The 21,053-nt window shown below is 46.4% G+C and carries 22 protein-coding genes and 1 other RNA gene; 5 read left to right on the plus strand and 18 right to left on the minus strand.

The window, feature by feature from the left end; all coding sequences use genetic code 11:
• Position 1: 1 nt before the first annotated feature.
• From BUB66_RS04885 to BUB66_RS04915, 7 genes are all read right to left on the minus strand, one after another.
• Entirely contained in the window at positions 2-1,216 is a 1,215-nt protein-coding gene (locus tag BUB66_RS04885) for a CpaE/TadZ family protein (protein WP_073255564.1), read from the minus strand.
• Positions 1,217-1,229: 13 nt separating this feature from the next.
• The gene (gene cpaB, locus BUB66_RS04890) at positions 1,230-1,928 is read right to left on the minus strand and encodes a Flp pilus assembly protein CpaB (protein WP_073255567.1); all 699 of its coding nucleotides are present in this window, start codon (positions 1,926-1,928) and stop codon (positions 1,230-1,232) included.
• Between the two features lie 26 nt (positions 1,929-1,954).
• Positions 1,955-2,893: a pilus assembly protein TadG-related protein gene (locus BUB66_RS04895; RefSeq protein ID WP_073255570.1), complete on the minus strand. Its 939-nt coding sequence runs from the start codon at positions 2,891-2,893 to the stop codon at positions 1,955-1,957.
• 1 nt (position 2,894) lies between these two features.
• Positions 2,895-3,299: a TadE/TadG family type IV pilus assembly protein gene (locus BUB66_RS04900; RefSeq protein ID WP_073255573.1), complete on the minus strand. Its 405-nt coding sequence runs from the start codon at positions 3,297-3,299 to the stop codon at positions 2,895-2,897.
• A gap of 7 nt (positions 3,300-3,306) precedes the next feature.
• The gene (locus BUB66_RS04905) at positions 3,307-3,825 is read right to left on the minus strand and encodes an A24 family peptidase (RefSeq protein WP_073255576.1); all 519 of its coding nucleotides are present in this window, start codon (positions 3,823-3,825) and stop codon (positions 3,307-3,309) included.
• A gap of 81 nt (positions 3,826-3,906) precedes the next feature.
• Entirely contained in the window at positions 3,907-4,086 is a 180-nt protein-coding gene (locus BUB66_RS04910) for a Flp family type IVb pilin (protein ID WP_073255579.1), read from the minus strand.
• 91 nt (positions 4,087-4,177) lie between these two features.
• Positions 4,178-5,419: a DNA polymerase IV gene (locus BUB66_RS04915; RefSeq protein ID WP_244269752.1), complete on the minus strand. Its 1,242-nt coding sequence runs from the start codon at positions 5,417-5,419 to the stop codon at positions 4,178-4,180.
• Positions 5,420-5,895: 476 nt separating this feature from the next.
• Between BUB66_RS04915 and BUB66_RS12625 the strand changes: the two genes are divergently transcribed.
• The gene (locus BUB66_RS12625) at positions 5,896-6,030 is read left to right on the plus strand and encodes a hypothetical protein (protein ID WP_280144539.1); all 135 of its coding nucleotides are present in this window, start codon (positions 5,896-5,898) and stop codon (positions 6,028-6,030) included.
• Positions 6,031-6,036: 6 nt separating this feature from the next.
• Here BUB66_RS12625 and BUB66_RS04920 read toward each other — a convergent pair whose 3' ends face one another.
• From BUB66_RS04920 to BUB66_RS04930, 3 genes are all read right to left on the minus strand, one after another.
• A complete protein-coding gene (locus BUB66_RS04920) occupies positions 6,037-7,557 on the minus strand; it encodes a cobyric acid synthase (RefSeq protein ID WP_084098817.1) in 1,521 nt (506 codons plus the stop codon).
• A gap of 129 nt (positions 7,558-7,686) precedes the next feature.
• A complete protein-coding gene (locus tag BUB66_RS04925; RefSeq protein ID WP_073255588.1) occupies positions 7,687-8,613 on the minus strand; it encodes a hypothetical protein in 927 nt (308 codons plus the stop codon).
• Positions 8,614-8,900: 287 nt separating this feature from the next.
• Complete coding sequence (locus BUB66_RS04930) at positions 8,901-9,851, minus strand: hypothetical protein (RefSeq protein ID WP_073255591.1); 951 nt, start codon at positions 9,849-9,851, stop codon at positions 8,901-8,903.
• Between the two features lie 149 nt (positions 9,852-10,000).
• Here BUB66_RS04930 and ssrA point away from each other — a divergent pair.
• Positions 10,001-10,349: a transfer-messenger RNA gene (gene ssrA, locus BUB66_RS04935) on the plus strand.
• Between the two features lie 607 nt (positions 10,350-10,956).
• Entirely contained in the window at positions 10,957-11,139 is a 183-nt protein-coding gene (locus BUB66_RS04940; RefSeq protein ID WP_073255594.1) for a hypothetical protein, read from the plus strand.
• Positions 11,140-12,370: 1,231 nt separating this feature from the next.
• Here the strand turns inward: BUB66_RS04940 and BUB66_RS04950 are convergent.
• The 3 genes from BUB66_RS04950 to BUB66_RS04960 all read right to left on the minus strand — a co-directional run bounded on the left by BUB66_RS04950 (position 12,371) and on the right by BUB66_RS04960 (position 14,504).
• Positions 12,371-12,997 carry a DUF47 domain-containing protein gene (locus tag BUB66_RS04950; RefSeq protein WP_073255600.1) on the minus strand — a complete coding sequence of 209 codons (627 nt, stop codon included), beginning with the start codon at positions 12,995-12,997 and terminating at the stop codon, positions 12,371-12,373.
• A 22-nt stretch (positions 12,998-13,019) separates the two neighbouring features.
• The gene (locus BUB66_RS04955; protein WP_073255603.1) at positions 13,020-14,072 is read right to left on the minus strand and encodes an inorganic phosphate transporter; all 1,053 of its coding nucleotides are present in this window, start codon (positions 14,070-14,072) and stop codon (positions 13,020-13,022) included.
• 123 nt (positions 14,073-14,195) lie between these two features.
• Positions 14,196-14,504, minus strand: coding sequence for a hypothetical protein (locus tag BUB66_RS04960; RefSeq protein ID WP_188092873.1), 309 nt, complete (start codon positions 14,502-14,504; stop codon positions 14,196-14,198).
• Between the two features lie 109 nt (positions 14,505-14,613).
• Between BUB66_RS04960 and BUB66_RS04965 the strand changes: the two genes are divergently transcribed.
• Together BUB66_RS04965 and BUB66_RS04970 are read left to right on the plus strand one after the other, a co-directional pair.
• Complete coding sequence (locus tag BUB66_RS04965) at positions 14,614-15,054, plus strand: hypothetical protein (protein ID WP_073255606.1); 441 nt, start codon at positions 14,614-14,616, stop codon at positions 15,052-15,054.
• Positions 15,055-15,084: 30 nt separating this feature from the next.
• Entirely contained in the window at positions 15,085-15,516 is a 432-nt protein-coding gene (locus tag BUB66_RS04970; RefSeq protein ID WP_073255609.1) for a ferritin-like domain-containing protein, read from the plus strand.
• A gap of 43 nt (positions 15,517-15,559) precedes the next feature.
• Here the strand turns inward: BUB66_RS04970 and leuB are convergent, their stop codons facing one another.
• The 5 genes from leuB to lplA all read right to left on the minus strand — a co-directional run bounded on the left by leuB (position 15,560) and on the right by lplA (position 21,042).
• Entirely contained in the window at positions 15,560-16,624 is a 1,065-nt protein-coding gene (gene leuB / locus BUB66_RS04975) for a 3-isopropylmalate dehydrogenase (protein ID WP_073255611.1), read from the minus strand.
• A 1-nt stretch (position 16,625) separates the two neighbouring features.
• Positions 16,626-17,117, minus strand: a complete 492-nt coding sequence (gene leuD / locus BUB66_RS04980) for a 3-isopropylmalate dehydratase small subunit (RefSeq protein WP_073255614.1) — start codon at positions 17,115-17,117, stop codon at positions 16,626-16,628.
• Positions 17,114-18,382 (minus strand): 3-isopropylmalate dehydratase large subunit, encoded by a 1,269-nt coding sequence (gene leuC / locus BUB66_RS04985; protein ID WP_188092874.1) that lies wholly within the window; start codon positions 18,380-18,382, stop codon positions 17,114-17,116. The genes leuD and leuC overlap by 4 nt, the downstream gene beginning before the upstream one ends.
• Positions 18,383-18,394: 12 nt before the next feature.
• A complete protein-coding gene (gene cimA / locus BUB66_RS04990) occupies positions 18,395-19,957 on the minus strand; it encodes a citramalate synthase (protein ID WP_073255617.1) in 1,563 nt (520 codons plus the stop codon).
• Positions 19,958-20,064: 107 nt separating this feature from the next.
• The gene (gene lplA / locus BUB66_RS04995) at positions 20,065-21,042 is read right to left on the minus strand and encodes a lipoate--protein ligase (RefSeq protein WP_073255947.1); all 978 of its coding nucleotides are present in this window, start codon (positions 21,040-21,042) and stop codon (positions 20,065-20,067) included.
• Between the last annotated feature and the right edge of the window lie 11 nt (positions 21,043-21,053).

Genomic DNA, 21,053 nt, shown 5'->3' on the forward strand with positions numbered 1-21,053 from the left:
CTCACAAACTGAACATGCGCATGATGAGCGGTCTTTTTTTGTCTTTCTGAATTTCCTCATTTTTGAGTTCAAGCTTTTCAAAGAGCTCTTTTATACCCTCTGCCACCCTAGCGTTAGGTTGTGCCATCACAAAAGGAATACCTTGGTTTACGGCATTTTTCACAGTCTTCGAATCGGCTGGTATAACAGCCAAAATCGGCTTACCCAAAGCCCGCTCCACATCTTTAACCTTGATTCCTTCGTTATCGTGGCAGTTCAAAACGAACCTTATCTTAAAGTCGCAGTTCAATTTCTTCAATATTTCAGCGTCTGTTTTCACATGTTTTATGGACGTGAGTTCCTGGGTCAAAACCAACACCACAATATCGCTTCTTTCCAGCACCATGAGGTTAATTTCGCTGTAAAGCGGCGAGGCATCGATTATCAAAAAATCGAAGTTTTCTTTCATGACCTTTAAAAGCTGCTCCACATGAGTGGGGGTGATGAGCTCCGCCTGCTCCGGCGAGAGCGGTGCCGGCAGCACTTTTACTCCAGAAATATGAGGTATTAAAAATCCTTCCACTGCCTTTATATCGATGTTCTCTTCTTCTTTTGCCAGGTCAGCCAGGCTCATCTTTGCAGAAATGTTAAGCATTATGGTGACATCTCCGGATTCCAGGTCAAAATCTAAAAGCGCCACATCCTTCTTGGTCTCTTGTGCCAACATCACAGCCAGGTTGCACGAAAGAGTAGTCCTGCCTACTCCTCCTTTTGTTGAAAAGAAGGTAATAATCTTCCCCTTTTTCTTAACAGGAAAATTCGACAAATTTACCGCAGAAGAGTTTGCGATAAGTGCGTTTCTCCTTTTTTGAGCCTCATGCACTCGCCGGATGGCATTGGCAAGTTCTTCTGCGGAAAAGGGCTTGACCAGGTATTCTCTGGCCCCTGCTGCCATGGCCTTCCTCAGATATTCGTATTCTCCCTGAATCGAAATTATTATTATAGCCGTCTGGGGAGCCACTATCGCAATCTGTTCGGTAGCCGCGATGCCGTCTAAATTCGGCATGTTGATGTCCATCAACACCACATCAGGTTTCAACTCTACTGCCATACTCACTGCATCCTGCCCATCTATGGCCTCACCCACCACTTCGATATCTTCTTCGAAGTACAAAAGGCGCTTTATATCCTCTCGCGTTGTAGGTATATCGTCGGCAATCAAAACCCTTATGGGCATTTTTAACACCCCATTATTCTAGCATTTTTTGAAGGCTGACTGGGGAAAGCGGGTTTATTTTATTATCCTGAGGCGAGCGCAGAACCAACTGGATGCTCCCCTGCTGGATGGCGAGCGCAATCTTTTCTGCATCCCTCGGTTCTACCATCAACGTTATGGTTTTCGGTTCTTCCTTGAGCTGGGCGGGGGTATCCAGGCTGGCGTTCACCGCGAGGACAGGCACGTTCTGAACCACGCTTGCCGTTACGGTGATTTTTTGTTCCGGCAGCGCGTAAGTGACTATGACATCGACGCGGTCCCCGGTATTGATAAGCCCGTGAAGTCCCACGACATTGTCTACCGGAATTGAAATCGCCCTTTTCCCCGGCTCCACTTTGGCAGAGAGCCCTGCTCCAGTTGAGGCTCTGTCCAGCAGTTTAGCAGAAAGCAGCATCTCCCCCGGATATATCTCACTGCGGCTGAGTTTCCCTACCGCACTCTTTTTTTCGGTGACTGTCCCTTCAATCAAATATGCTGCTGGTACTTCCCTGACTTCTACCATATCTTCTGTAATTATGACCCTTGGAGGGATTTTCTTTTTCGCAACCACCACCTGTCTTAAATTTTCCGTGGAGGTATAGGAAGCCTTCATTTCTCCTAGATACTCGTAAACCCCGTAACCCGCAGCCAGTGCAAAAATCAGCGACAAGACGAAAATCCACTTATTCCTCATCTTAATCCTCCGTTTCCACGCCCAATTTATTCGATAAGCCTTGCTGCTGCCAGTCCATAATTGGGTTGGCTTGGATCTATGTTAAACTTCAGTCCATCCTGAGGTATTGTCCTTAGAAAATACCCCGTAACCACGTTTTCTCCCCCGGAGCCTTCGACTCCCTTGAGGAGGAAAGCCGCAAATCCCACTATCCTAACCTGGGTTCTGCCTCCTGCCAGGGACTCGGGGTCAAAAACCGGCACCATCATTATCATGGGGCAGTTCGGGTCATAATGGTCCACAGTGCATTTCGGATAGTGGGGACATGCGTTTAACCGGTAACTGACGCCTTCTTCAGTAGGCCCCGACATATTGCCCGTTTCTGTGTACACCCAGTCGCCGACCCTTATAAACCCCTTGTAGCCGTATTTTAAGTTATTTTCGTAGCTGGAAGCTCCCCTAAACTCCAGGGCCAGGGCGCCGTAATTCCCCGGGGAATACTCTTCAGCCGGAGCAGATTTCAGCCGGTATTCACGCCCGAACTCCAGCACCTGGTCGGGAATACCGAAAGGCACAATGCCGCTCATGGCAGAAACGGCGCCGAACACGGCGGAAGACCTGGCGCTGACCCACGTCGACTCAAGGCCCAGCACCTTCGCGAAACTGTAGTTCACGAGCCTTCTTGCTTCCACTGTCACCCGGCCCTGTCCGATGTCCACGGCAATCGATGCCTCTTCGGGCGAAACGCCGTTGTACTCCAGGTATTCCCGGGCTTTTGCCACGGCCGAGTCCCCGGAAGGCAGCTCTCGCGCTGCTGCAAGGGCCGCAGCATCACAGGCGGCCTTGAGCCTTGCCTTTTCGAGGGCTATTTTCCCCACATCCACGGTCATTGCCGCCATGCCGAGCATGCCCGCCATCATGACGGCTGCGAGGAGCGCCACGGTTCCCCTTTCATCCTTAAGCATCATACCGATAATCTTCTTCATTTTACTCCACCCTCATTACAGTGGCGGCTTTAAGCACCACTGGATTGGGTAAAAAACTGGAAAAAAGAGGCGTAACCGGAGTGAGATAGTAGGTCACTTCCACCTCAAATGGGATTCCGGGTACCCGTAAACTCTCTTCCGGCTCAAGTTTCGTTATCTGAAGCCTCCCGTCGGATTCGGGAAGCATTGCTGCCTCGTAAATCCCGGCCTTTATTTCGGAATCCGATTTGCCGACCGCCCCCAGCCTTGCCCCTTCCCGAGCAGCGTTGGTTATCACAATATAAGTGTGAAAAATCCTTCCGAATTCCATGACACCGAAAAGGATGAGCACAAGAAGGGGCAGCACCAGTGCGAATTCCACCACCGCTTGGCCGCGCTGGGAACGAAAAAGTTTCATTACGTCCATCCCGGCTTCACCTCCCCCATAGATAAGCCATCAGGGTGCCCGCGGCAATGGCTATACCATAAGGAAGGGAGGGCGAGCTTTTTTTCCCGCTATCGAGCAAGTCGAGCCCCCGGGGGATGAAGCCCAAAAGGGAAAAAAGGGTTAAAAAGACCGCCCTTAACCGGCAAAGGACTTTCCCTTCCGCAACCATCGCCGCCAGGGCCAAAATTCCCCCGGCAACCGCAGAAAAAATGAAGGCATTCCACACGAAAGCGGGTCCTTTAAAAGCCCCCACCACCGCCATCAGCTTGACGTCTCCGCCTCCCATTCCTCCCAATGCGAAAGGCAAAATCAAAAGCAGTGCCCCCAAAAGCATCCCCTTGAGGCTCTCTAGACCTCCTCTAATCCCTAAAAAGTAGAAGTTCAAAAAAATCGCGACCACCACCGCAGGCAAAAGAACGATGTTGTATATTTTTTTGTGCTTTAAGTCGGTATAAACGCTTATGCCGAGCAAGGCAAAAAGCAGTGCATCAAGAACCACCTTCATCCCTCTTTGCAAAAAAACTAAAGTTACAAATCGGCCCTACTTGAAAATTAAGTAGGGCCTTTTGGAAAAAGATAGTTGGGCTTATGGGGTCGAAGTATTAGGGCCTATCTCACCAGCTACTTCGTTAAATCTTGCACTGATATTGTTCCCGAGTAGCGTCAGCGCGCCGATGACCACCACGGCAACCAGAGCTAGAATGAGTCCGTATTCGGCCATAGCCTGTCCTCTTTCATCCGCCCACAGGTTTTTGATAAGAGCCATCTTTTTACCCCCTCATCGAACATTTTTACATTTCTTTCTATTTTGCTTTTATGATAAATCTTTTTAAATAAAATTCCATGAGGCGGAGGTCTCAATTTCGCTTCAAGAAAGGTCCTAAAGCCACGCTTCCCTTTTGTCCCAAAAGGTCCCGGGACGAAAGGGAAGCCCGGAAGATGGCATCATCCCCGAATCTTTCCCTTATTTCGTCCACGGCCCGGTCGAGCCTCTTTTTCTTTTCGTCCTCCGCGAACAGGGAAATCTGGTCGAATTCCTTTATGAGCCCGGAAAGGCTCACCCCTAAGAGCCTAAGGGGCGTTTTCCCGTCCCAGTTGGAGTGTAAGAGTTTTTTTGCGGTCCTATAAATGTCTTCGGTAAGGTTGGTGTAGGGAACCGTGGCGGAGCGGGTCACGGTGACGAAGGAAGAGTCCCGGAGGGTAACGGTCACCACCTTCCCCACGTATCCGCCACACCTCACCCTCCTTCCCACCTGTTCGGAAAGGGAAAGCAGCACGGCCTCCGCTTCCTCGCGGGTAGTGATGTCCTGCGGCAAGGTCACCGAATGGCCCATGGACTTGGCCTCATCTGCGGAATGGGGGTCCACCGGAGAATCGTCGATGCCGTTGGCCCACCGGTGAAGGCGAAGCCCCACCACTCCGAAGGCCGCCTGCAGGAATTCTGCGGGAATCCTCGCCAGGTCCCCGATAGTGTTTATGTTCATTTTTTTTAGGTGTTTCGCCATTCTGGGACCCACGCCGTATAGTTCCTCCACCGGCAGGGGCCAGAGCATCTTTTGCACGTCGTCGGGGGTTATGACTGTAATGCCCATAGGTTTTTTCATGTCCGAGGCCATCTTTGAAAGAAGCTTATTGCAGGAGACCCCCACGGAGCAGGGCAGTGAAAGTTCTTCCATCATTGATTTTTGGATTTTTTCCGCTATAGTCAGGGCATCCCCGAAAAGCCCATCGCATCCTTCCACGTCCAGCCAGGCCTCGTCTATGCTGAAGACTTCCACAAGAGGGGTAAACTTTTTTAGGATTTCCATCGCCCAGTGGCTGAATTCTACGTAGAGCCGGTAGTCGGGCTTTAGAAAAACCGCTTTAGGGCACAGCCTCTTTGCCTCCCAGAGGGGCATGGCGGTCCTTACCCCGAACTTCCTCGCCTCATAGGAGGCGGTGAGCACTATGCCGTTTCGCTTTTTGGGGTCCCCGGCGACTATCACGGGCCTTCCCCTGAGCGAGGGGTCTTGCGCCTGGTGGCATGAAGCGTAAAAGGCATTCATGTCCACGTGGAGGATGGTGAGCATAAAACCACCTTCTCGAACGTATGTTTGCATTAATATTATAATGCCTGCCGCGGGCAAAATCAACAAATTCATCAACAACGACCTTGTGAATTTCGTGAGCATCGCCATTTCCAGCGCCCTGTTCGCGAGAATGGTTAAACATTTGAATCCCCCAATGTAACCACCAAAAAACGGCCTGCATATATTGTAGTAGACACCACAATAAGGAGGGTTTGAAAAATGACAGAAGTCAGCGGCGGAGGCTATGGCGGCGGCTACTTCTTTGACCGAAAAGCTTTCCTTGTGTTCCTAATTTTAATACTGCTCCTTTTAGGCGACAACTTCTAAGAACAAGCCGTGCCCAGAGGGCACGGCTTTTATTTTTGGTATTGCTTATCACGACACAGGCTGAAAAAGAGTTTCTATGATAAGAGAGCTTGTGGAAAAAATAAAGCCCGACGGCATCATCCAGTTTTGTCACCTTGGCCGCAAACATCCATGGGCGGGGTCTTTTTTATAAAAAAAGCTTGCTGATAGCCCAATTCAGCGGATGGTCACCGGTATTTTTCACCGGCGCCCTAATGTCTGTCTTATCGGGCCTTGACGCCCTTGTGCTGCTTCGTATGCCGCGGCCTGTACCTCCCGGCGGCGCCAAGGATTAACCGGCATCATCGCTTAGGCTCAAGGTCCATTATCCTGTAAATCGCATCCATGTCCAGGGAGTTTCGCAAAATCTCTGCCCATCTATCGAACTGTTCTTCCTTGAAGTTTACAAAATCCGGTTTTGATTCCGAAGTTTTTAGCCCCTTTCTTTCCGACAGGAATTCTATAAATTTTTTGGTAAACTCGCCCCGGTCGAAAATGCCGTGCAGGTAAGTGCCCCAAATGTTGCCCGTTTTATCAACGGCACCATCCAGTACTTCTTCCCCGTCTTCTTTTCGCCGGATTGCGGCAAAAGTTTCAGAGCCTTCCTTTACGGTCGTGTATCCCATATGTATTTCATAGCCTTCCACTTCCAAGTTTGATAGATGGGCTGCCAGCCCTTTTTTATGTCCCAGCACGCGGCCTTTCGCCTTTCGCGTAACCTTATTTTTCGTAATTTCGGTTTCCACGTCCAAAAGGCCTATTCCTTCGACCTCCTTTATCTCGCTTTCGACCCCGTATGGGTCCCTGATGATTTTCCCGAGCATCTGGAAGCCTCCGCAGATGCCCACAATTACCGCCCCTTTTTGGGCAAGGCTTTTTATCTCCTCATCCCAGCCCCATTCCTTAACTCTTATAAAGTCGCCGATGGTGTTTTTGGTGCCGGGTATTATAACCGCATCAGCATCTCCTATGCTCTTCCCGGGCTTTACGTATTCAATGTATGTATTTTCAAAATTTGAAAGGGGTACGAAATCGGTGAAATTGGAAATGTGGGGCAAAAGCAGAATTTTTATTACCACGCTTTTCGCCTTATTATTCCTCAATCTTACCCTCTTCATCTCATAAGTCGGGTCGTCCTCTTCGTCGATATATGAATAGTCGTAGGGCACGACTCCGAGCACGGGCCTTTTAATCAAATCCTCCAGCAGCTTTATCCCCGGCTCTAGCAGTTTCACATCTCCCCGGAATTTATTTATTATGACACCCTTTACCCTTTCCCTTTCCTTTTCGTCAAGGAGCATCACCGTTCCGTAAAGCGATGCGAACACACCGCCTCTGTCGATGTCCCCCACGATTACGACGGGAGCGTCGGCCATCTCGGCCATGCCCATGTTTACTATGTCGTTTTCCCGCAAGTTTATCTCCGCCGGACTCCCGGCGCCTTCGATAACTATTATTTCGTACTGGCTTTTTAATTCCTCGTAGGCTTCGCGCACCACCTTTTTGAGCTTGGCCTTGAATTCATGATAGTCCATCGCCGACAAATTGCCGTATACCCTGCCTTTCAGGACCACCTGGCAGTTTTTGTCGGAAGTGGGCTTTAAAAGCACCGGGTTCATGAGCACCGACGGTTCGATTCCGCACGCCTCCGCCTGGGTGGCCTGGGCCCTTCCTATCTCCAAACCTTCTCTTGTGATATAAGAATTCAACGCCATGTTCTGGGCTTTAAACGGTGCCACCTTAAAACCGTCCTGTTTCAATATCCGGCAAAGCCCCGTGACTATCCTGCTTTTTCCTACAGAAGATCCTGTCCCCTGAATCATTATGCACTTTGCTCCCAACGGCATCCTCTCCCACTTTCAAAGTCCGCTCGGGTATTATTATATCAAATTCAGACTTTACCGGCTAGTTTTTACATTTTATCTTTATCGTCGTTTGTTTGACATCCTTAGTTACGAAGTGACTTTCATAGCTTCTTTTCTCTTCTTCCAGTCCAAAAAAATCCTGATAGAGTACGGCATCAAATCTTCGTGGGTCTTAAAAAATTCTTCTATATCTCCTTTTTTCAAAGCGACCACATGGCTTAAAGGAACTTCAAAACTCCGGTAACCCACCGGGCTGAAGAGGAATACCTTATGGGGGAAGCGGGAAAACATATTTGGATCAAGCACCCCATTCGGGCTTATTCGGACGAAAGCCACTTCACCCGTCGACCGGTGCACCACCCGGAAGTTATAATTTTCTTCTGTGCTTAGGCTGCTGGGGATTATATAATAGCCTTCCTTTTGAAGGAAAAGAGCAACCACATCTTCCAGCTCCCAATTAGTAAGAAGACCGAATACATCCGCTTTCTCCATAAAATCTTCTTCTACAGCGTAAAATTCCTCTCCGGAGAGTTTGTTGTAGGCAATACGGGAAAATAAGTGGGCTGGAAAGTCATTTATCTTTTGCACTATGTTTCCCGTTCTAAATCCGTGCTCGATGCTTCCCGGCGCATCGCTTCCCACTTTAAACAATTTGCATTTTCTCGCATTCGGCAAGCCTACCTGCAAAAATTCAGGTTCGTCGCGGTAGTGCCATTCGCCTTCTATCCTTCCCAAGTAATAAAACCCCTCGAAATCCTTTAGCCACACCAGGTCATCTTCTTTCATCTGAAAAAGGAACGGGGTAGATGCCCGCACCCAATGGTTATCTTTGACGTAAATCCCTTTTCCCATTTCCCAGTATTCTTCTTTTGAAAGTGGCTTTCCAGGCACGTTCCAGCCTATAGCTACAATTCCCTTTTCAAAACAAAACTTCGCAGGGTCTTTTTCGGTAGCCAAAAAAGGCCTTACATCCACCTGCCATACATTTACTTCTTTCAAAGCTTCATAATTCATCCTTTCCACCTTCCTGTAGCGCTATTTTTTTATTATCTTTACCGCACCGCTTAGCTCCATTAATTCGCTGTTATTCTCACGCAAAACACCTCCAAAAAGTAGTTTCCCGAAAAATTTTCACGCTTATTCCCTTTAAAAGCACATAAAAAATAATAAAATCTATCCCCCTAAGGGATAGATTTTTCTTCATAAAGGAAGATTATTAAATTAAAATGATAAGCAGTGTTTTTGGTATAGACAGGGCATTAAGCTTGTTAGGGTCAGCGGCGGATAGGTTCAAAGTTACTTTATGGATCGGTCGTCGGGACGTGTTCGCTGTGTCTGAAGGTATTTGCAGGGAGCAAATTGCTGGCAGAAATGGGCGCCTCGGAACCATTAGTTCGGGCTGCGGTGAAGACAAAGACCTCTGGCTTTATTCCTACATATTGGACCTCCCATTCTGTCTCCGGTTTTTGGAGGACAACAGCCTTCGCGCACTTGCTCTCAATAGTAAGTTCAACAGACTCCAATAGCTCTTTTGGGTCAGGACACGTACCAATGTTGTAGAGGTTTACCGTTACATTCACAGTCTCATCTGAATTATTCAAAACCTTAGCAATTATGCTGTTTGCCCCGCTGTCGGCAACTACCGGGCCAGTAGTCAATACATTGGTAATAGGTGGAATTATACGGTCTAGCTTTTCCTCGATTTCCTTTATCTCTCTTTTTATTTCTTCAAGCCCAAACTCGGGACTGTCGAGTTTTCCTTCTATATCTTTAATTTCTTCTTTTATTTCAGCCAATCCAAATTCCGGGCTGTCCAGCTTACACTCTATATCCTGAATCTCTTTTTTTATCTCCTCCAAACCAGTATCGGGATTATCCAATTTTTCTTCAATTTCTTTTATTTCTCTTTTTATCTCTGCAAGGCCGCTGTCGGGATTGTCGAGTTTTTCTTCTATATCTTTAATTTCCTCTTTTATCTCGGCCAATCCGAATTTGGGGCTGTCTAGCTTACACTCTATCTCGCGTATCTCTTTTTTTATCTCTTCTAATCCTGCTTCAGGATCATCCAGCTTTTTTTCAATTTCCCTTATCTCTTTCTTTATTTCTTTTAAGCCGAATTTTTTGTTTAGAAGCATTTTTAATATGATAAGTTCCCCAAGTTCAATTTTTTTGTCGAACATAGATAATCCTTCATCAATTTCGACCTTATCCCCCAATTCCTCGAGTTTACTTATATATTCATCAACGGTCATTTGTTTCACTCCTTTTGATTTATTTAATGATATTTTTCTATTAGTAGTATATAAAGCGGGCATTTAAAATGTGATTTTTTTTATTCTTTGACCTTTATTGATATTCCACGTTTTTTGGTGTATAATACATAATAGGAAAAAGCGAATACGGGGGCGTTTGGTCTCGACGGGGGCAGCGGAGATAAAAGCTGCAGGCCGAGCTTTCCGACTCGTAAATCCGGAAGCACAAATAAGTGCCAACGAAGAACTCGCTCTTGCTGCTTAATTAAACAGCAGCACGCCCTTCCCGGCTTGCCCGGTTGCCGGAAAAGGGTGTCATAGCTCCGGGCTCTTCTTTCGCTGTTAGCTTTGGCAGCGAGAGAGAAACAAACAAAGCTGGCCGGTTTTCAATCCTGCCCTCGGGAGTGAAGCCGGCGAGATTTAAAACGAGGGATAAGCCTGTAGAGGCTTTTATCGACGCGCCTTCGGACAGGGGTTCGATTCCCCTCGCCTCCACCAACCTTACCCCTTTCCGTTTCGAATTTCATATCCACTTTCAAGGATAAATCTATCCTGTCGGGATAGATTATTATTTTATCAACAAAAGTTTCTATTATTTTTCTTTTGGCTTTAGGGTCTTCGCTTAAGAGGCTTCTCTACAGTACTTTAAATAGTTTATTATTTTTTCGCTATCCAGTCAGCTATATTCAGTTGCCTTTAGTTCGGCCACTCTATTTTCACATTGGAGCATTTCTTCTTTGTAGGTTTTCATCCACATGGATATTAATTCTTTATCGCCAAAGCCTTCCTCTATAGCATCAATAAGACGCTCTATTTTTGATGACAGATCTTTTCTTTTTTGCTCAAGGTAATTAATTTCTTCGTTTTTCTCAATTCCACGGATAATTTACAGTTTTTCTTTCAAATGCAGGATAAGGTGCACGGCACACGACACGGACACACAACAGGCAGAGCCTGTTGGTTTCTGTGATTATAAGCGCTGCACTTTGCGCAGTTTTTTAGATATTTAAACATCAAAAAAGCGGTGCAAGGTTGGTTTATATATTGATGTTATTTTATTCGTACGCAACGCCATTAAGCGGTTTACCAGAAAGGAGGTATATTTTTGAAGAAATTAACAGTTTATCTTTCAGAAAATACCTACGATATCCTAAACAATCTATCTTCTAAAAGAAAAGAATCCATGTCATTAATCGCAAGAAATATTCTCGAAAAAGGATTAACTGAAGAATCGGCAAGAGACGGAATAGACGTAATCGCAGATCATTGGTCCGAGGTTCTGACATAAATGACCCTGCATCGAGTACCTCTCGGGCTCCATGCAGGGCCGAAATCTTGGGCGCCTCCGCTTTCGGGCTTACGCCCTGGCGGAAGTGCCCTCTTACAAAAGCGGTATAAAAAATAACAACAACCCCGGCCTCCGGCCGGGTATTAATTCGCCTCACGGCCTTTGCCATTATAACATCCCGGCTAGGCTCCGGCAAGGGGCAAGGCTCCGCTGCGCTTCGCCGCGGTGAGCATAAACGGCCTCCGCCCCGTCCCTCGCGGGTCCGGGTCCCCTCCAATTATCCCTCCCCGCGCCCCTTGCCTCCGCCCGGCCGGGACCTTCTTTGGTAGCCAAGCCGTGAGGTGGCTCCCGGCAGGGACGGGGATCGACAGTGCCGGGCAATGAAAGGAGGTGAAAACAAAAAAGCCGGTGTTGTCCGGCTCTGAAAAACTTTGGTATAATTAAAATTGTTAAGGCAAGTGGCAAATACCCCCTCCCTTGTTCGAGAGGCCGAAGGGTTCGAAGCCTGACGGCCTCGCTTGGGGGTGCCGGTGTTTGGCGGTGTGGAATCTCACACCGCAAGGGAGGGGGTGATGCATATGATACGAGTAGTAAACGCTATACTATCGCTACTAGGGTTAGAGTTAGAAATCGAGGTCAAAATCCGCATAAAGAAAAAGTAGCTTAAAAAGCTACTTAACAAATTAAATCCGTCCTAACATTTTCCACACTTGCCTCATCGGCACCTCGCTTATATTATACCTCTTTTAATTCATATTTATCAATAGTTTTTTGATTGTGACGGAAAGAGGTATAATCAGGCACGGTTCGCCTCCACCAGAGGTGAAATTAAAGAAAATACGGCAGGATAATCAAGTGTTCAAGGATTTATTATCTGCCAGCGAGAGCAGTATAGTTTTTGGCACAATGATGTTGATAAGGAGTTATGGTGATAATGGATAGGCAGGGCGATATACTATTCTTTTCAGTACTTTGACTTCCAATAAAAAAGCCCCGTTGAGTTGCTTAGGTAGTCTTTAGCGGAATCGTGACGAGTAACTTCCTTAAAAAGAGAAAAAAGAGAGCAAGAGAAGTCCGTTCAGGACTTCTCTTTTTTTATATGGTAGGAAATGACGATTCAAAACAGCTCTTTTTTAAAGGTGTGTTTGGGGCTTCAGAGAAGCTGTGGTCGATTTCCCGGAGTTTATCGTAATCCCGTTTTCTATCCACCCGGTGCTTATGGCATTTACCCTTATGTATTCTTCATTATTATATTCTCAAGTATATCCGCCACATCCTCACAGGCGTCGCAGCATTTTTCCAGATAGTGGTATGTCATGTCCCAGCCCAAGAGCTCCTTGCAATTATCGCAGTGGACGTATATATTCCTGGTGGCTTCCGTATAAAGGGCATCTCCTTCCTCTTCCAGCTTATTCACTTCCACAATGAGCCGGTGAAGTTTTTCCGACTTCCTGAAGTTGGGGAATTCTTCGAAAGCCTCTTTCAGCAAATGACAAGCCCTCACCACTACCTTTACCATCATTATGGCGTATTCTTTTATCTCCTGAATGTTGTACATATAGATTCTAATCAGAACATCCTCTATCATGTCCGTCAGGGTATCTATGGCATTTGCAAGGGCCATGATATCTTCTCGCTCGATAGGGGTTATGAATTCGCGGGCGAGTTTTTTTATCATTTTATGCCTCAATTCGTCCGCGCTGTGTTCGATAAGGTGCATTTCCTTGATTTTAGCCCGCACATTTTGCCTTTTGAAATTGCTCATGACGCTGTTTAGTAATTCAGCAGCTTTTAATGAGTAATCTATCATTTCTACAAAAGTCTCGTAATAATAGTTCACGTTTTTCTTGCGCTTCATGACCTTTCCCTTTCCATATTTTTTAAAAAACTTTCATAAACGCAAGAGCCATCAAAAAGCTTATCAGTCCGCAGCCGGGAAACGTCAAAACCCAGGCGAGGAACATTTCCTTTACTATCCCCCAGTTTACGGCGGATATGCGCTTTGCGGCCCCCACGCCCATTATGGCGGTCGTCTTGGTGTGGGTCGTGCTGACCGGAAGTCCGAACACTGAGGCTATGAAAAGACATATAACGCCTGCCAAATCTGCGGAAAAACCCTGGTACGTTTCCAGCTTCACCATGTCTAACCCGATGGATTTAATAATCCGCATGCCGCCGAGCGACGTGCCAAGAGCAATTACCAAAGAGCACAAGACAATGAGCCATAAGGGGATGACGAATTTAGTGACAGAAGCCTGTCCTTGGGCAAGAAATATTCCCAGCATGAAAACGCCCATGAATTTTTGTCCGTCCTGGGCGCCGTGCATAAATGCCATCCCCGCCGCACTTATTATCTGCGCAAACCTTAAAGGCGTATACAATTTTCTCCTGTTAAAACCTCTCAGTACAATCTCGGTGGTTTTTACCGTTGCCCACCCTGTGAAGAAACCCAAAAACAGGGAAAGTCCAAGGCCGTATATGACCTTTATCCATTCGGCTGGATTAATGCCTCCTATCCCACCTTGAAGAGCTATGGCAGCCCCGCTTACTCCGGCTATGAGGGCATGGCTCTCGCTGGTCGGTATGCCGAACCACCACGCCGCGGTGGCCCAGAGCACAATGGCAAAAAGTGCTGCGCAAAGCGCCACGAGGGCATTGCGGGCATCTGCCCCGAAATCCACCATGTTGTAAATGGTCTCGGCGACCATGGGATTCATGATGGTCATGACGAACCCGCCGATGAAATTGAACACGGCAGCCATGACTATAGCCGCTCTAGGGCTTATCGAACGGGTCGATATACAGGTTGCGATGGCATTTGTCGCATCGGTCCATCCGTTTACGAAAATGACCCCCATCATCAGGAGCACGGTTATCATCAAAGCCTTATTCGAAAGCACATGACCTAAAAAATCGGAGAAAGCTACAGACATTGCCCATCCTCTTTCCCTAGATCATTATTTCATTATATAATTTCCCTCAGTATGATACCATAAGCTGTACAACATTTCTACCCAATGTTCATGCAATTTTTTTGTCTTGCTTCAGAGGTATTTCTAATGTCGAAATTGTTCTAAAATATACTGCTGGAACATCGGTTCTACGAAAACGTAACTCCCCCGAGCTGTTTTTTCTATAACTGCCCTGCCAAGCAGGAGGTCAATGGCCCGTTTGACTTTATCGGGATAAATCCCTTCCTCGTAGGCATTTTCACCCAGCGCATGCCGGTATAGGACCCTGCGCACCTGGGGACGTACACTTAAATCATCCAGCATTTCATCGAAGATGTGAGAAAGAGCCAGCGTAGCCCGTTCATACCCCAGGTGCACGAGGTCATGGGTAATGACATCATTTCCCGTTTCCAAAATCGAAAAATTTGAAATTACCGGTCCAAAAACTCTTGACTAAAATCGGTGATTTTTATATACTAATAATAGTAATTATTACTTTTTTTTTATTGAAAGGGGGTAAAGTGTGGCAATAGATGTTGAAGGCTTGATCAATGAAGTTTCAAGATGCTGTCTGGGAGAGACTGAATGCGGAAAATGCGACTGGGATAATTGCTTAATTGCATATTGCAAAAAAATCCTCACAACTTCTTTGAAAGAAAGAACCGAATTTATAGATGGCGGAATTGAAAATTTGCCTTATTACGATACAAAGATTTACGATGAGATAGAGGCAGCAAGTGCCGTGGGATATTTGCTCAATCAGTGCAGGAACTGCAACCTTTACCACGACGAAAATTGCATAATCAATATAATAAGAAGCGCATTAGAGATTATACTGCTAGGGGAACCTCAGGAATACAAGGGTAGCGTCTTTGTCTATCTGAACGACATAAAAAAGGTAAATGAAAAGATAGCAGATAAGATTTTTGAAGCATATCACCGGAGGAAAAACGATAATAAATGATTTAAAATAAATTGTACAAGGAGGCGTTTAATGGTGGTAAGGAGAAATTTAACGGTGGAAAATCTCATAGGTGAAACCAAAGGAACTGAGCTTGAAGGTGTGGTAAGGCAAAACTTCATGGGAGAGACAAAAGAAGCGGGCATTTACCTTGCAATGGCTCGGCTGGCCCAGCGCCAGGGATATCCCGAAATCGCCGAAGTTTTAAAAACCATCGCCTGGGAAGAAGCCGAACACGCGGCAAGATTTGCAGAGCTAAATGGCATGATTCACGAGGACCTTTTTGAAAACATACGGGAGATGCTCGAAGGGGAAACAAGCGCCAACGAAGGAAAAAAGCAAGCAGCCGACAAAGCTGCTGCACTGGGGCTTGATTCTGCCAGGGATTACTTCAATGAATCGGCCAAGGACGAAGCAAGGCACGCGAGGATGCTCGAAGGAATCTTGCTCAGATACGCGAAATGACGGGGATTTCCCCGTCATTTTCGTTATTTCGTTACTATCTTTATTACATATTTTGCGCGATAAGGCTTCCCATTTCTTTCGTCCCCACTATCTTGGCGCCAGGTGTTGCAATGTCGGAAGTCCTGTATCCTTGGTCTAATACTTTGCTTACCGCGTTTTCTACTGCCTGGGCTTCCTCTTCCAGGTAAAAACTATAGCGTAGCATCATTGCGGCGCTTAATATAGTAGCAATGGGGTTTGCCTTGTCCTGACCCGCAATGTCAGGTGCAGACCCATGGACGGGTTCATAAAGCCCCAGCCTTCCTTCTCCCAGACTTGCAGAAGGGAGCATTCCCAAAGACCCCGTAAGCATGGCCGCCTCATCGCTCAGGATATCACCGAACATATTGGTGGTAAGTATTACGTCGAACTGATGTGGGTTTTTTATAAGCTGCATGGCGGCATTGTCGACATACATAAGATTTAGCTCCACATCATTATACTGCTCTCCTACCTTCGATACTACCTCCCGCCATAGCCTGGAGCTTTCCAAAACGTTTGCCTTGTCTACCGATGTAACCTTTCGGCGGCGCCCTCTTGCAATTCTAAATGCCAGATGAGCCACGCGCTCAACCTCATAAGTGGTATAGACGGCCGTATCCCAAGCTTTCTCGCCGCCGGGGATTTTAGCCCTTCCTTTTTCTCCAAAGTAGATATCGCCCGTAAGTTCCCGCACCACCAGTATATCGATGCCTTCTCCTAGCGCTTCTTCCTTTAAAGTGGAGTTCGATTTAAGCTGGGGAAACACCTTAGCAGGCCTCAAGTTTGCAAACAGGTTCAGTCCTTTGCGTATTCCCAAAAGCCCCGCTTCCGGCCTCAGGTGCCCCGGCAGGTTGTCCCATTTGGGACCCCCTACCGCTCCCAAAAGCACCGCATCGCTTTTCAGACATATCTCCATAGTCTCGTCAGGTAACGGCACTCCCTTTACATCCAGGGCTGCTCCACCCAGGAGTGCTTCCTGAAATTCAAACCGGTGGCCAAATTTTTGTGCCACTGCCTCGAGCACCACTATGGCCTGACCGACCACCTCAGGTCCTATGCCATCACCTGGTATTACGGCAATTTTCATTCTATACCTCCATCCTTTCCCTTACGTATTCAACCAGGCCGCCCAGCTTTATGAGCTCCTGCATGAACGGCGGGAATGGGGAGGCTTTATAAACCTTTCCTGTAGTTAAATTTGTAATCTCACCAGTCGCCAGGTCTACAGCCACCTGGTCGCCGTCTTTTATGTCCCTGGCAGCTTCAGGGCACTCTACTATGGGCAATCCTATGTTGATGGCATTGCGGAAAAAAATGCGCGCAAAAGTCTCGGCTATGACACAGCTTATACCCGAAGCCTTGATTGCAATAGGAGCATGTTCTCTAGATGAACCACACCCAAAATTGACGCCTGCAACTATTATATCTCCGGGCCGTACTTTATTTTTAAACTCCGGGTCCAAATCTTCCATGCAGTGCACAGCCAGCTCTTTAGGGTCTGTCGTATTTAAATAACGGGCCGGGATAATTACATCGGTATCCACATTATTGCCGTATTTAATAGCTCTCCCTTTTATCATTTCATAACCTCCTCGGGGGAAGAAATCTTTCCTGTAATAGCCGAAGCAGCCGCTACAGCCGGGCTTGCGATATAAACCTCGCTCTCTACGTGCCCCATTCTGCCTACAAAATTCCTGTTGGTTGTAGCCACCGCTCTTTCGCCTTTCGCCAGTATACCCATATGCCCGCCCAAGCATGGGCCACAGGTAGGAGTGCTAACGACAGCACCAGCCTCAATGAATATCTCTAACAGTCCTTCTTTCATAGCTTCAAGGTATATCTTCTGGGTTGCAGGAATAACTATCGCGCGCACACGGGGATGCACCTTATGCCCTTTCATGATCTGGGCTGCAACCCTGAGGTCGCTAAGCCTTCCGTTGGTACATGACCCTATTACGACCTGGTCTATGGGTATATCGCTTATTTCATCAAATGTCCTGATATTGGACGGAAGATGGGGGAAAGCCACGGTAAGTGGGATGTTAGACAGGTCTATTTCGAGCACTTTCGAATATGCCGCATCCTCATCAGCCTTGTATATCTTAAAATCTCTTTTAGAATGTACTTTTACGTATTCCAGCGTCTTTTCATCAACATCGAATATTCCGTTTTTGGCGCCAGCCTCTATGGCCATATTGGCGATTGTGAATCTATCATCCATTGAAAGGGAGGCTAAGCCTTCCCCGGTAAACTCCATGGACTTATACAAGGCACCATCCACGCCAATCATTCCGATAATCTGAAGTATTACATCTTTTCCGCTTACCCACTTTTTCAATTGGCCTTTTAGCACAAATTTTATGGCTTCAGGCACCTTAAACCATGCCTGCCCGGTAGCCATGGCAGCAGCCATATCAGTGCTACCTACGCCGGTAGAAAATGCACCTAAGGCTCCATAGGTACAGGTATGCGAATCAGCGCCGATTACCAAATCGCCGGGTACCACCAAACCTTTCTCGGGTATAAGCGCGTGCTCTATCCCCATCTGACCAACTTCAAAATAGTTTTCTATACCCATCTCGTACGCAAACTCGCGGACAATTTTGCACTGCTCGGCCGATTTGATATCTTTGTTAGGAGTAAAGTGGTCGGGTACCAGCGCTATCTTTTTTCTATCAAAAACCTTGCTTGCTCCCATCCGCCTGAATTCCTGTATGGCTACGGGGGCAGTTACATCATTTCCCAGAACCAAGTCCACATTTGCCATTATTAGCTGTCCTGGCTCAACTTTATCCAAACCCGCATGAGCAGCCAGTATCTTTTGAGTCAAAGTCATCCCATGCATTTCAGCTCCTTTCTACATTCCCATCTCGTTAAAAAGAAAATACTCAATGGAGTCTATTAGAGCATTAAAGCTTGCCTCAATTATGTTTGTAGATACACCTACCGTACCCCACACCCTTTCTCCATCGGTGGATTCAATGTGAACCCTGACTTTAGCTGCGGTGGCCTTTGAAGTGTCAAGCACCCGAACTTTGTAATCAGTAAGACGCATCTTTTTGAGTTGAGGATAGAAAACCTCCAAAGCCTTTCTCAAGGCTTTGTCAAGGGCATTTACCGGGCCATCTCCTTCGGCAGCCGTTACTTCTTCTACTTTATTTACTTCTACCTTGATGACGGCCAATGCGCTGTAATCCGCCTGCCACGGCTCTTCGCAAAGAACCCGGAAACTTTTTACCTCAAAAAATTTGTGGTCCTTTCCCAAGGCCTTTCTCACCATAAGCTCAAAAGAGCTTTCGGCACCTTCGAACTGATAGCCTTCATGCTCCAGGCGTTTTAAATTATCTATCAACTGCTGCACCTCGGGCGAATCCTTTGTGACCCAAGGTGCAACTTTTTGAATTTTACCGAGTACAGTGCTCCTGCCCGCGACCTCGGACATAAGTATTCGCCTTTGATTGCCTACCGACTCCGGCGGTATATGTTCAAAGGTAGCGGGATTCTTTAAAATGGCGTCAATGTGCATTCCGCCTTTGTGAGCAAATGCACAGTTGCCAACATAAGGGGCGCGCTCATTTGGCGCCAGGTTAGCCACTTCGCTTATATAGCGAGAAACACGGGTCAATTCACTTATACTTTGCTGCGGAACACAGTAATAATTGCGTTTTAGTTGTAAATTGGGAATGATCGTGCATAAATTAGCATTTCCACACCGTTCGCCGTACCCGTTAAATGTTCCTTGCACCTGCACAACTCCTTGTTCTACTGCAACGATGGAATTGGCGACGGCCATACCACCATCGTTGTGGCAGTGTATACCTATAGGAATTACCGAAAATTTTTCCACCACAACCTTGACTATCTCAGCGATTTCAGAAGGGAACGAGCCGCCATTGGTATCACATAATACGAGCCAGTCTGCCCCAGCTTGCCAAGCAGTCTCAAGGGCCTTTAATGCATATTCTCTGTTGGCTTTATAACCATCAAAAAAGTGTTCAGCATCAAATACCACTTCTTTGCCATGCTTTTTCATATAAGCAATAGAATCGTATATCATTCTCAGATTTTCGTCCAGCGTAGTCCTGATTACTTCAGTGACATGAAAGTCCCAACTTTTGCCAAAGATGGCAACCACGGAGGTTTCACTTCTCAAGAGAGCAGTTAAGTTTGCGTCTTCATCTGGCTTTATGCAAGGTCTTCGAGTGCTTCCGAATGCGACCAATTTAGCATTCTTAAACTTTGTATCCTTTACCTTTTCAAAAAATTCAACATCCTTGGGATTTGAACCAGGGTTTCCTGCCTCAATGTAGTCTATACCGAATTCATCTAATTTTTTTGCAATTTTCAGCTTGTCACTTACGGAAAAAGAAACTCCTTCAGCCTGAGCTCCATCTCTCAAAGTAGAATCGTAGATGTATATTTTCTTGCCATTTACATAATTCCCATTTTACTACCAACCCCTTGTTGTTAATTTTTTATGATTTCTATTTTAATATCAACCGAGCTTTATTGCAATAATAAAGTAAATTAAAAAAGTAAGCTCACCAATTCCTCCACACTAATTCCCGCAAAATAATCGCCTATATTAATTTTTGAAAGGGCCTTTTTTATTTCCCCTTCCTCGTGCCTTACACCGGATAAAAGCATTTCCACTTCGGAGACATCGCGTCTGCCGAAAAAGTCGCCGTAAAATTTTATATCTTCTATTCTGCCTTTTTCCACATTCATGTTAACTTCAACGGTGCCTGCGGAAAACCTCCTTTCGTTCTTGAACTTGTACTTGGGCGATTCACCGAAATTCCACTCCCATGTGCCGTATTTTTCTTCGACCAGCTTTTCTATTTTTTTAATGTCTTCCGGGGTAAACTCGTACACCTTTCCTTCTTTGGTGCCTTTTACGTGGTCCATGATGAGGTCTATAAATTCTTCTATTGAAAGGGGCTTTTTCAAGTGCTCGCTTATGTTGGTCACCCTTTTTTCCACCGATTTTACGGCCTTGTCCTCAAATTTCAAACTTTTCGGCTTCAAGGCTGACGAAAGGTCTTTTATGCTTGCAGAAAACAGCAGCGTCCCGTGGTGCAAAATCCTGTTTTTGTAGCAGTACTGGGCATTTCCCGAAATTTTCTTGCCGTCTATCGTTATATCGTTCCTTCCTGAAAACTCCGCATTAACCGAGAGATTTTTCAGCACCTCTATGATGGGTTCCGTGAACTTTTTAAAGTCGGCGAAGTTCGATATATCTTCGTTGACGATAAAGGTGAAATTCAAATTCCCCAGGTCGTGAAAAACTGCACCTCCCCCGGAAAGCCTCCGCACTACCGGTATGTTGTTCTTTTTCACGTAATCCAAGTCTATTTCAGCAAGGGCGTTTTGATTTTTCCCGATGATGACCGAAGGCCCGTTTCGCCAGAGCATGAAAATTTCTTCCTCAAACTCTTTCAAAAGATATTCCTCCGCCGCCAGGTTAAAATAAGGGTTGGTGCTTTTGTTGTAAATGTAAAGCATTTTTTCACCTT

The sequence above is a fragment of the Caldanaerovirga acetigignens genome (genome assembly GCF_900142995.1).
GTDB lineage: Bacteria > Bacillota > Thermosediminibacteria > Thermosediminibacterales > Thermosediminibacteraceae > Fervidicola > Fervidicola acetigignens.

Excerpts from the sequence above, each read along its gene's own strand:
- BUB66_RS04885 (WP_073255564.1), bottom strand. The coding sequence starts at position 1,216 with ATGCCCATAAGGGTTTTGATTGCCGACGATATACCTACAACGCGAGAG.
- cpaB (WP_073255567.1), bottom strand. The coding sequence starts at position 1,928 with ATGAGGAATAAGTGGATTTTCGTCTTGTCGCTGATTTTTGCACTGGCT.
- BUB66_RS04895 (WP_073255570.1), bottom strand. The coding sequence starts at position 2,893 with ATGAAGAAGATTATCGGTATGATGCTTAAGGATGAAAGGGGAACCGTG.
- BUB66_RS04900 (WP_073255573.1), bottom strand. The coding sequence starts at position 3,299 with ATGGACGTAATGAAACTTTTTCGTTCCCAGCGCGGCCAAGCGGTGGTG.
- BUB66_RS04905 (WP_073255576.1), bottom strand. The coding sequence starts at position 3,825 with ATGAAGGTGGTTCTTGATGCACTGCTTTTTGCCTTGCTCGGCATAAGC.
- BUB66_RS04910 (WP_073255579.1), bottom strand. The coding sequence starts at position 4,086 with ATGGCTCTTATCAAAAACCTGTGGGCGGATGAAAGAGGACAGGCTATG.
- BUB66_RS04915 (WP_244269752.1), bottom strand. The coding sequence starts at position 5,419 with ATGCAAACATACGTTCGAGAAGGTGGTTTTATGCTCACCATCCTCCAC.
- BUB66_RS04920 (WP_084098817.1), bottom strand. The coding sequence starts at position 7,557 with ATGATTCAGGGGACAGGATCTTCTGTAGGAAAAAGCAGGATAGTCACG.
- BUB66_RS04925 (WP_073255588.1), bottom strand. The coding sequence starts at position 8,613 with ATGAATTATGAAGCTTTGAAAGAAGTAAATGTATGGCAGGTGGATGTA.
- BUB66_RS04930 (WP_073255591.1), bottom strand. The coding sequence starts at position 9,851 with ATGACCGTTGATGAATATATAAGTAAACTCGAGGAATTGGGGGATAAG.
- BUB66_RS04950 (WP_073255600.1), bottom strand. The coding sequence starts at position 12,997 with ATGAAGCGCAAGAAAAACGTGAACTATTATTACGAGACTTTTGTAGAA.
- BUB66_RS04955 (WP_073255603.1), bottom strand. The coding sequence starts at position 14,072 with ATGTCTGTAGCTTTCTCCGATTTTTTAGGTCATGTGCTTTCGAATAAG.
- BUB66_RS04970 (WP_073255609.1), top strand. The coding sequence starts at position 15,085 with ATGGTGGTAAGGAGAAATTTAACGGTGGAAAATCTCATAGGTGAAACC.
- leuB (WP_073255611.1), bottom strand. The coding sequence starts at position 16,624 with ATGAAAATTGCCGTAATACCAGGTGATGGCATAGGACCTGAGGTGGTC.
- leuD (WP_073255614.1), bottom strand. The coding sequence starts at position 17,117 with ATGATAAAAGGGAGAGCTATTAAATACGGCAATAATGTGGATACCGAT.
- leuC (WP_188092874.1), bottom strand. The coding sequence starts at position 18,382 with ATGCATGGGATGACTTTGACTCAAAAGATACTGGCTGCTCATGCGGGT.
- lplA (WP_073255947.1), bottom strand. The coding sequence starts at position 21,042 with ATGCTTTACATTTACAACAAAAGCACCAACCCTTATTTTAACCTGGCG.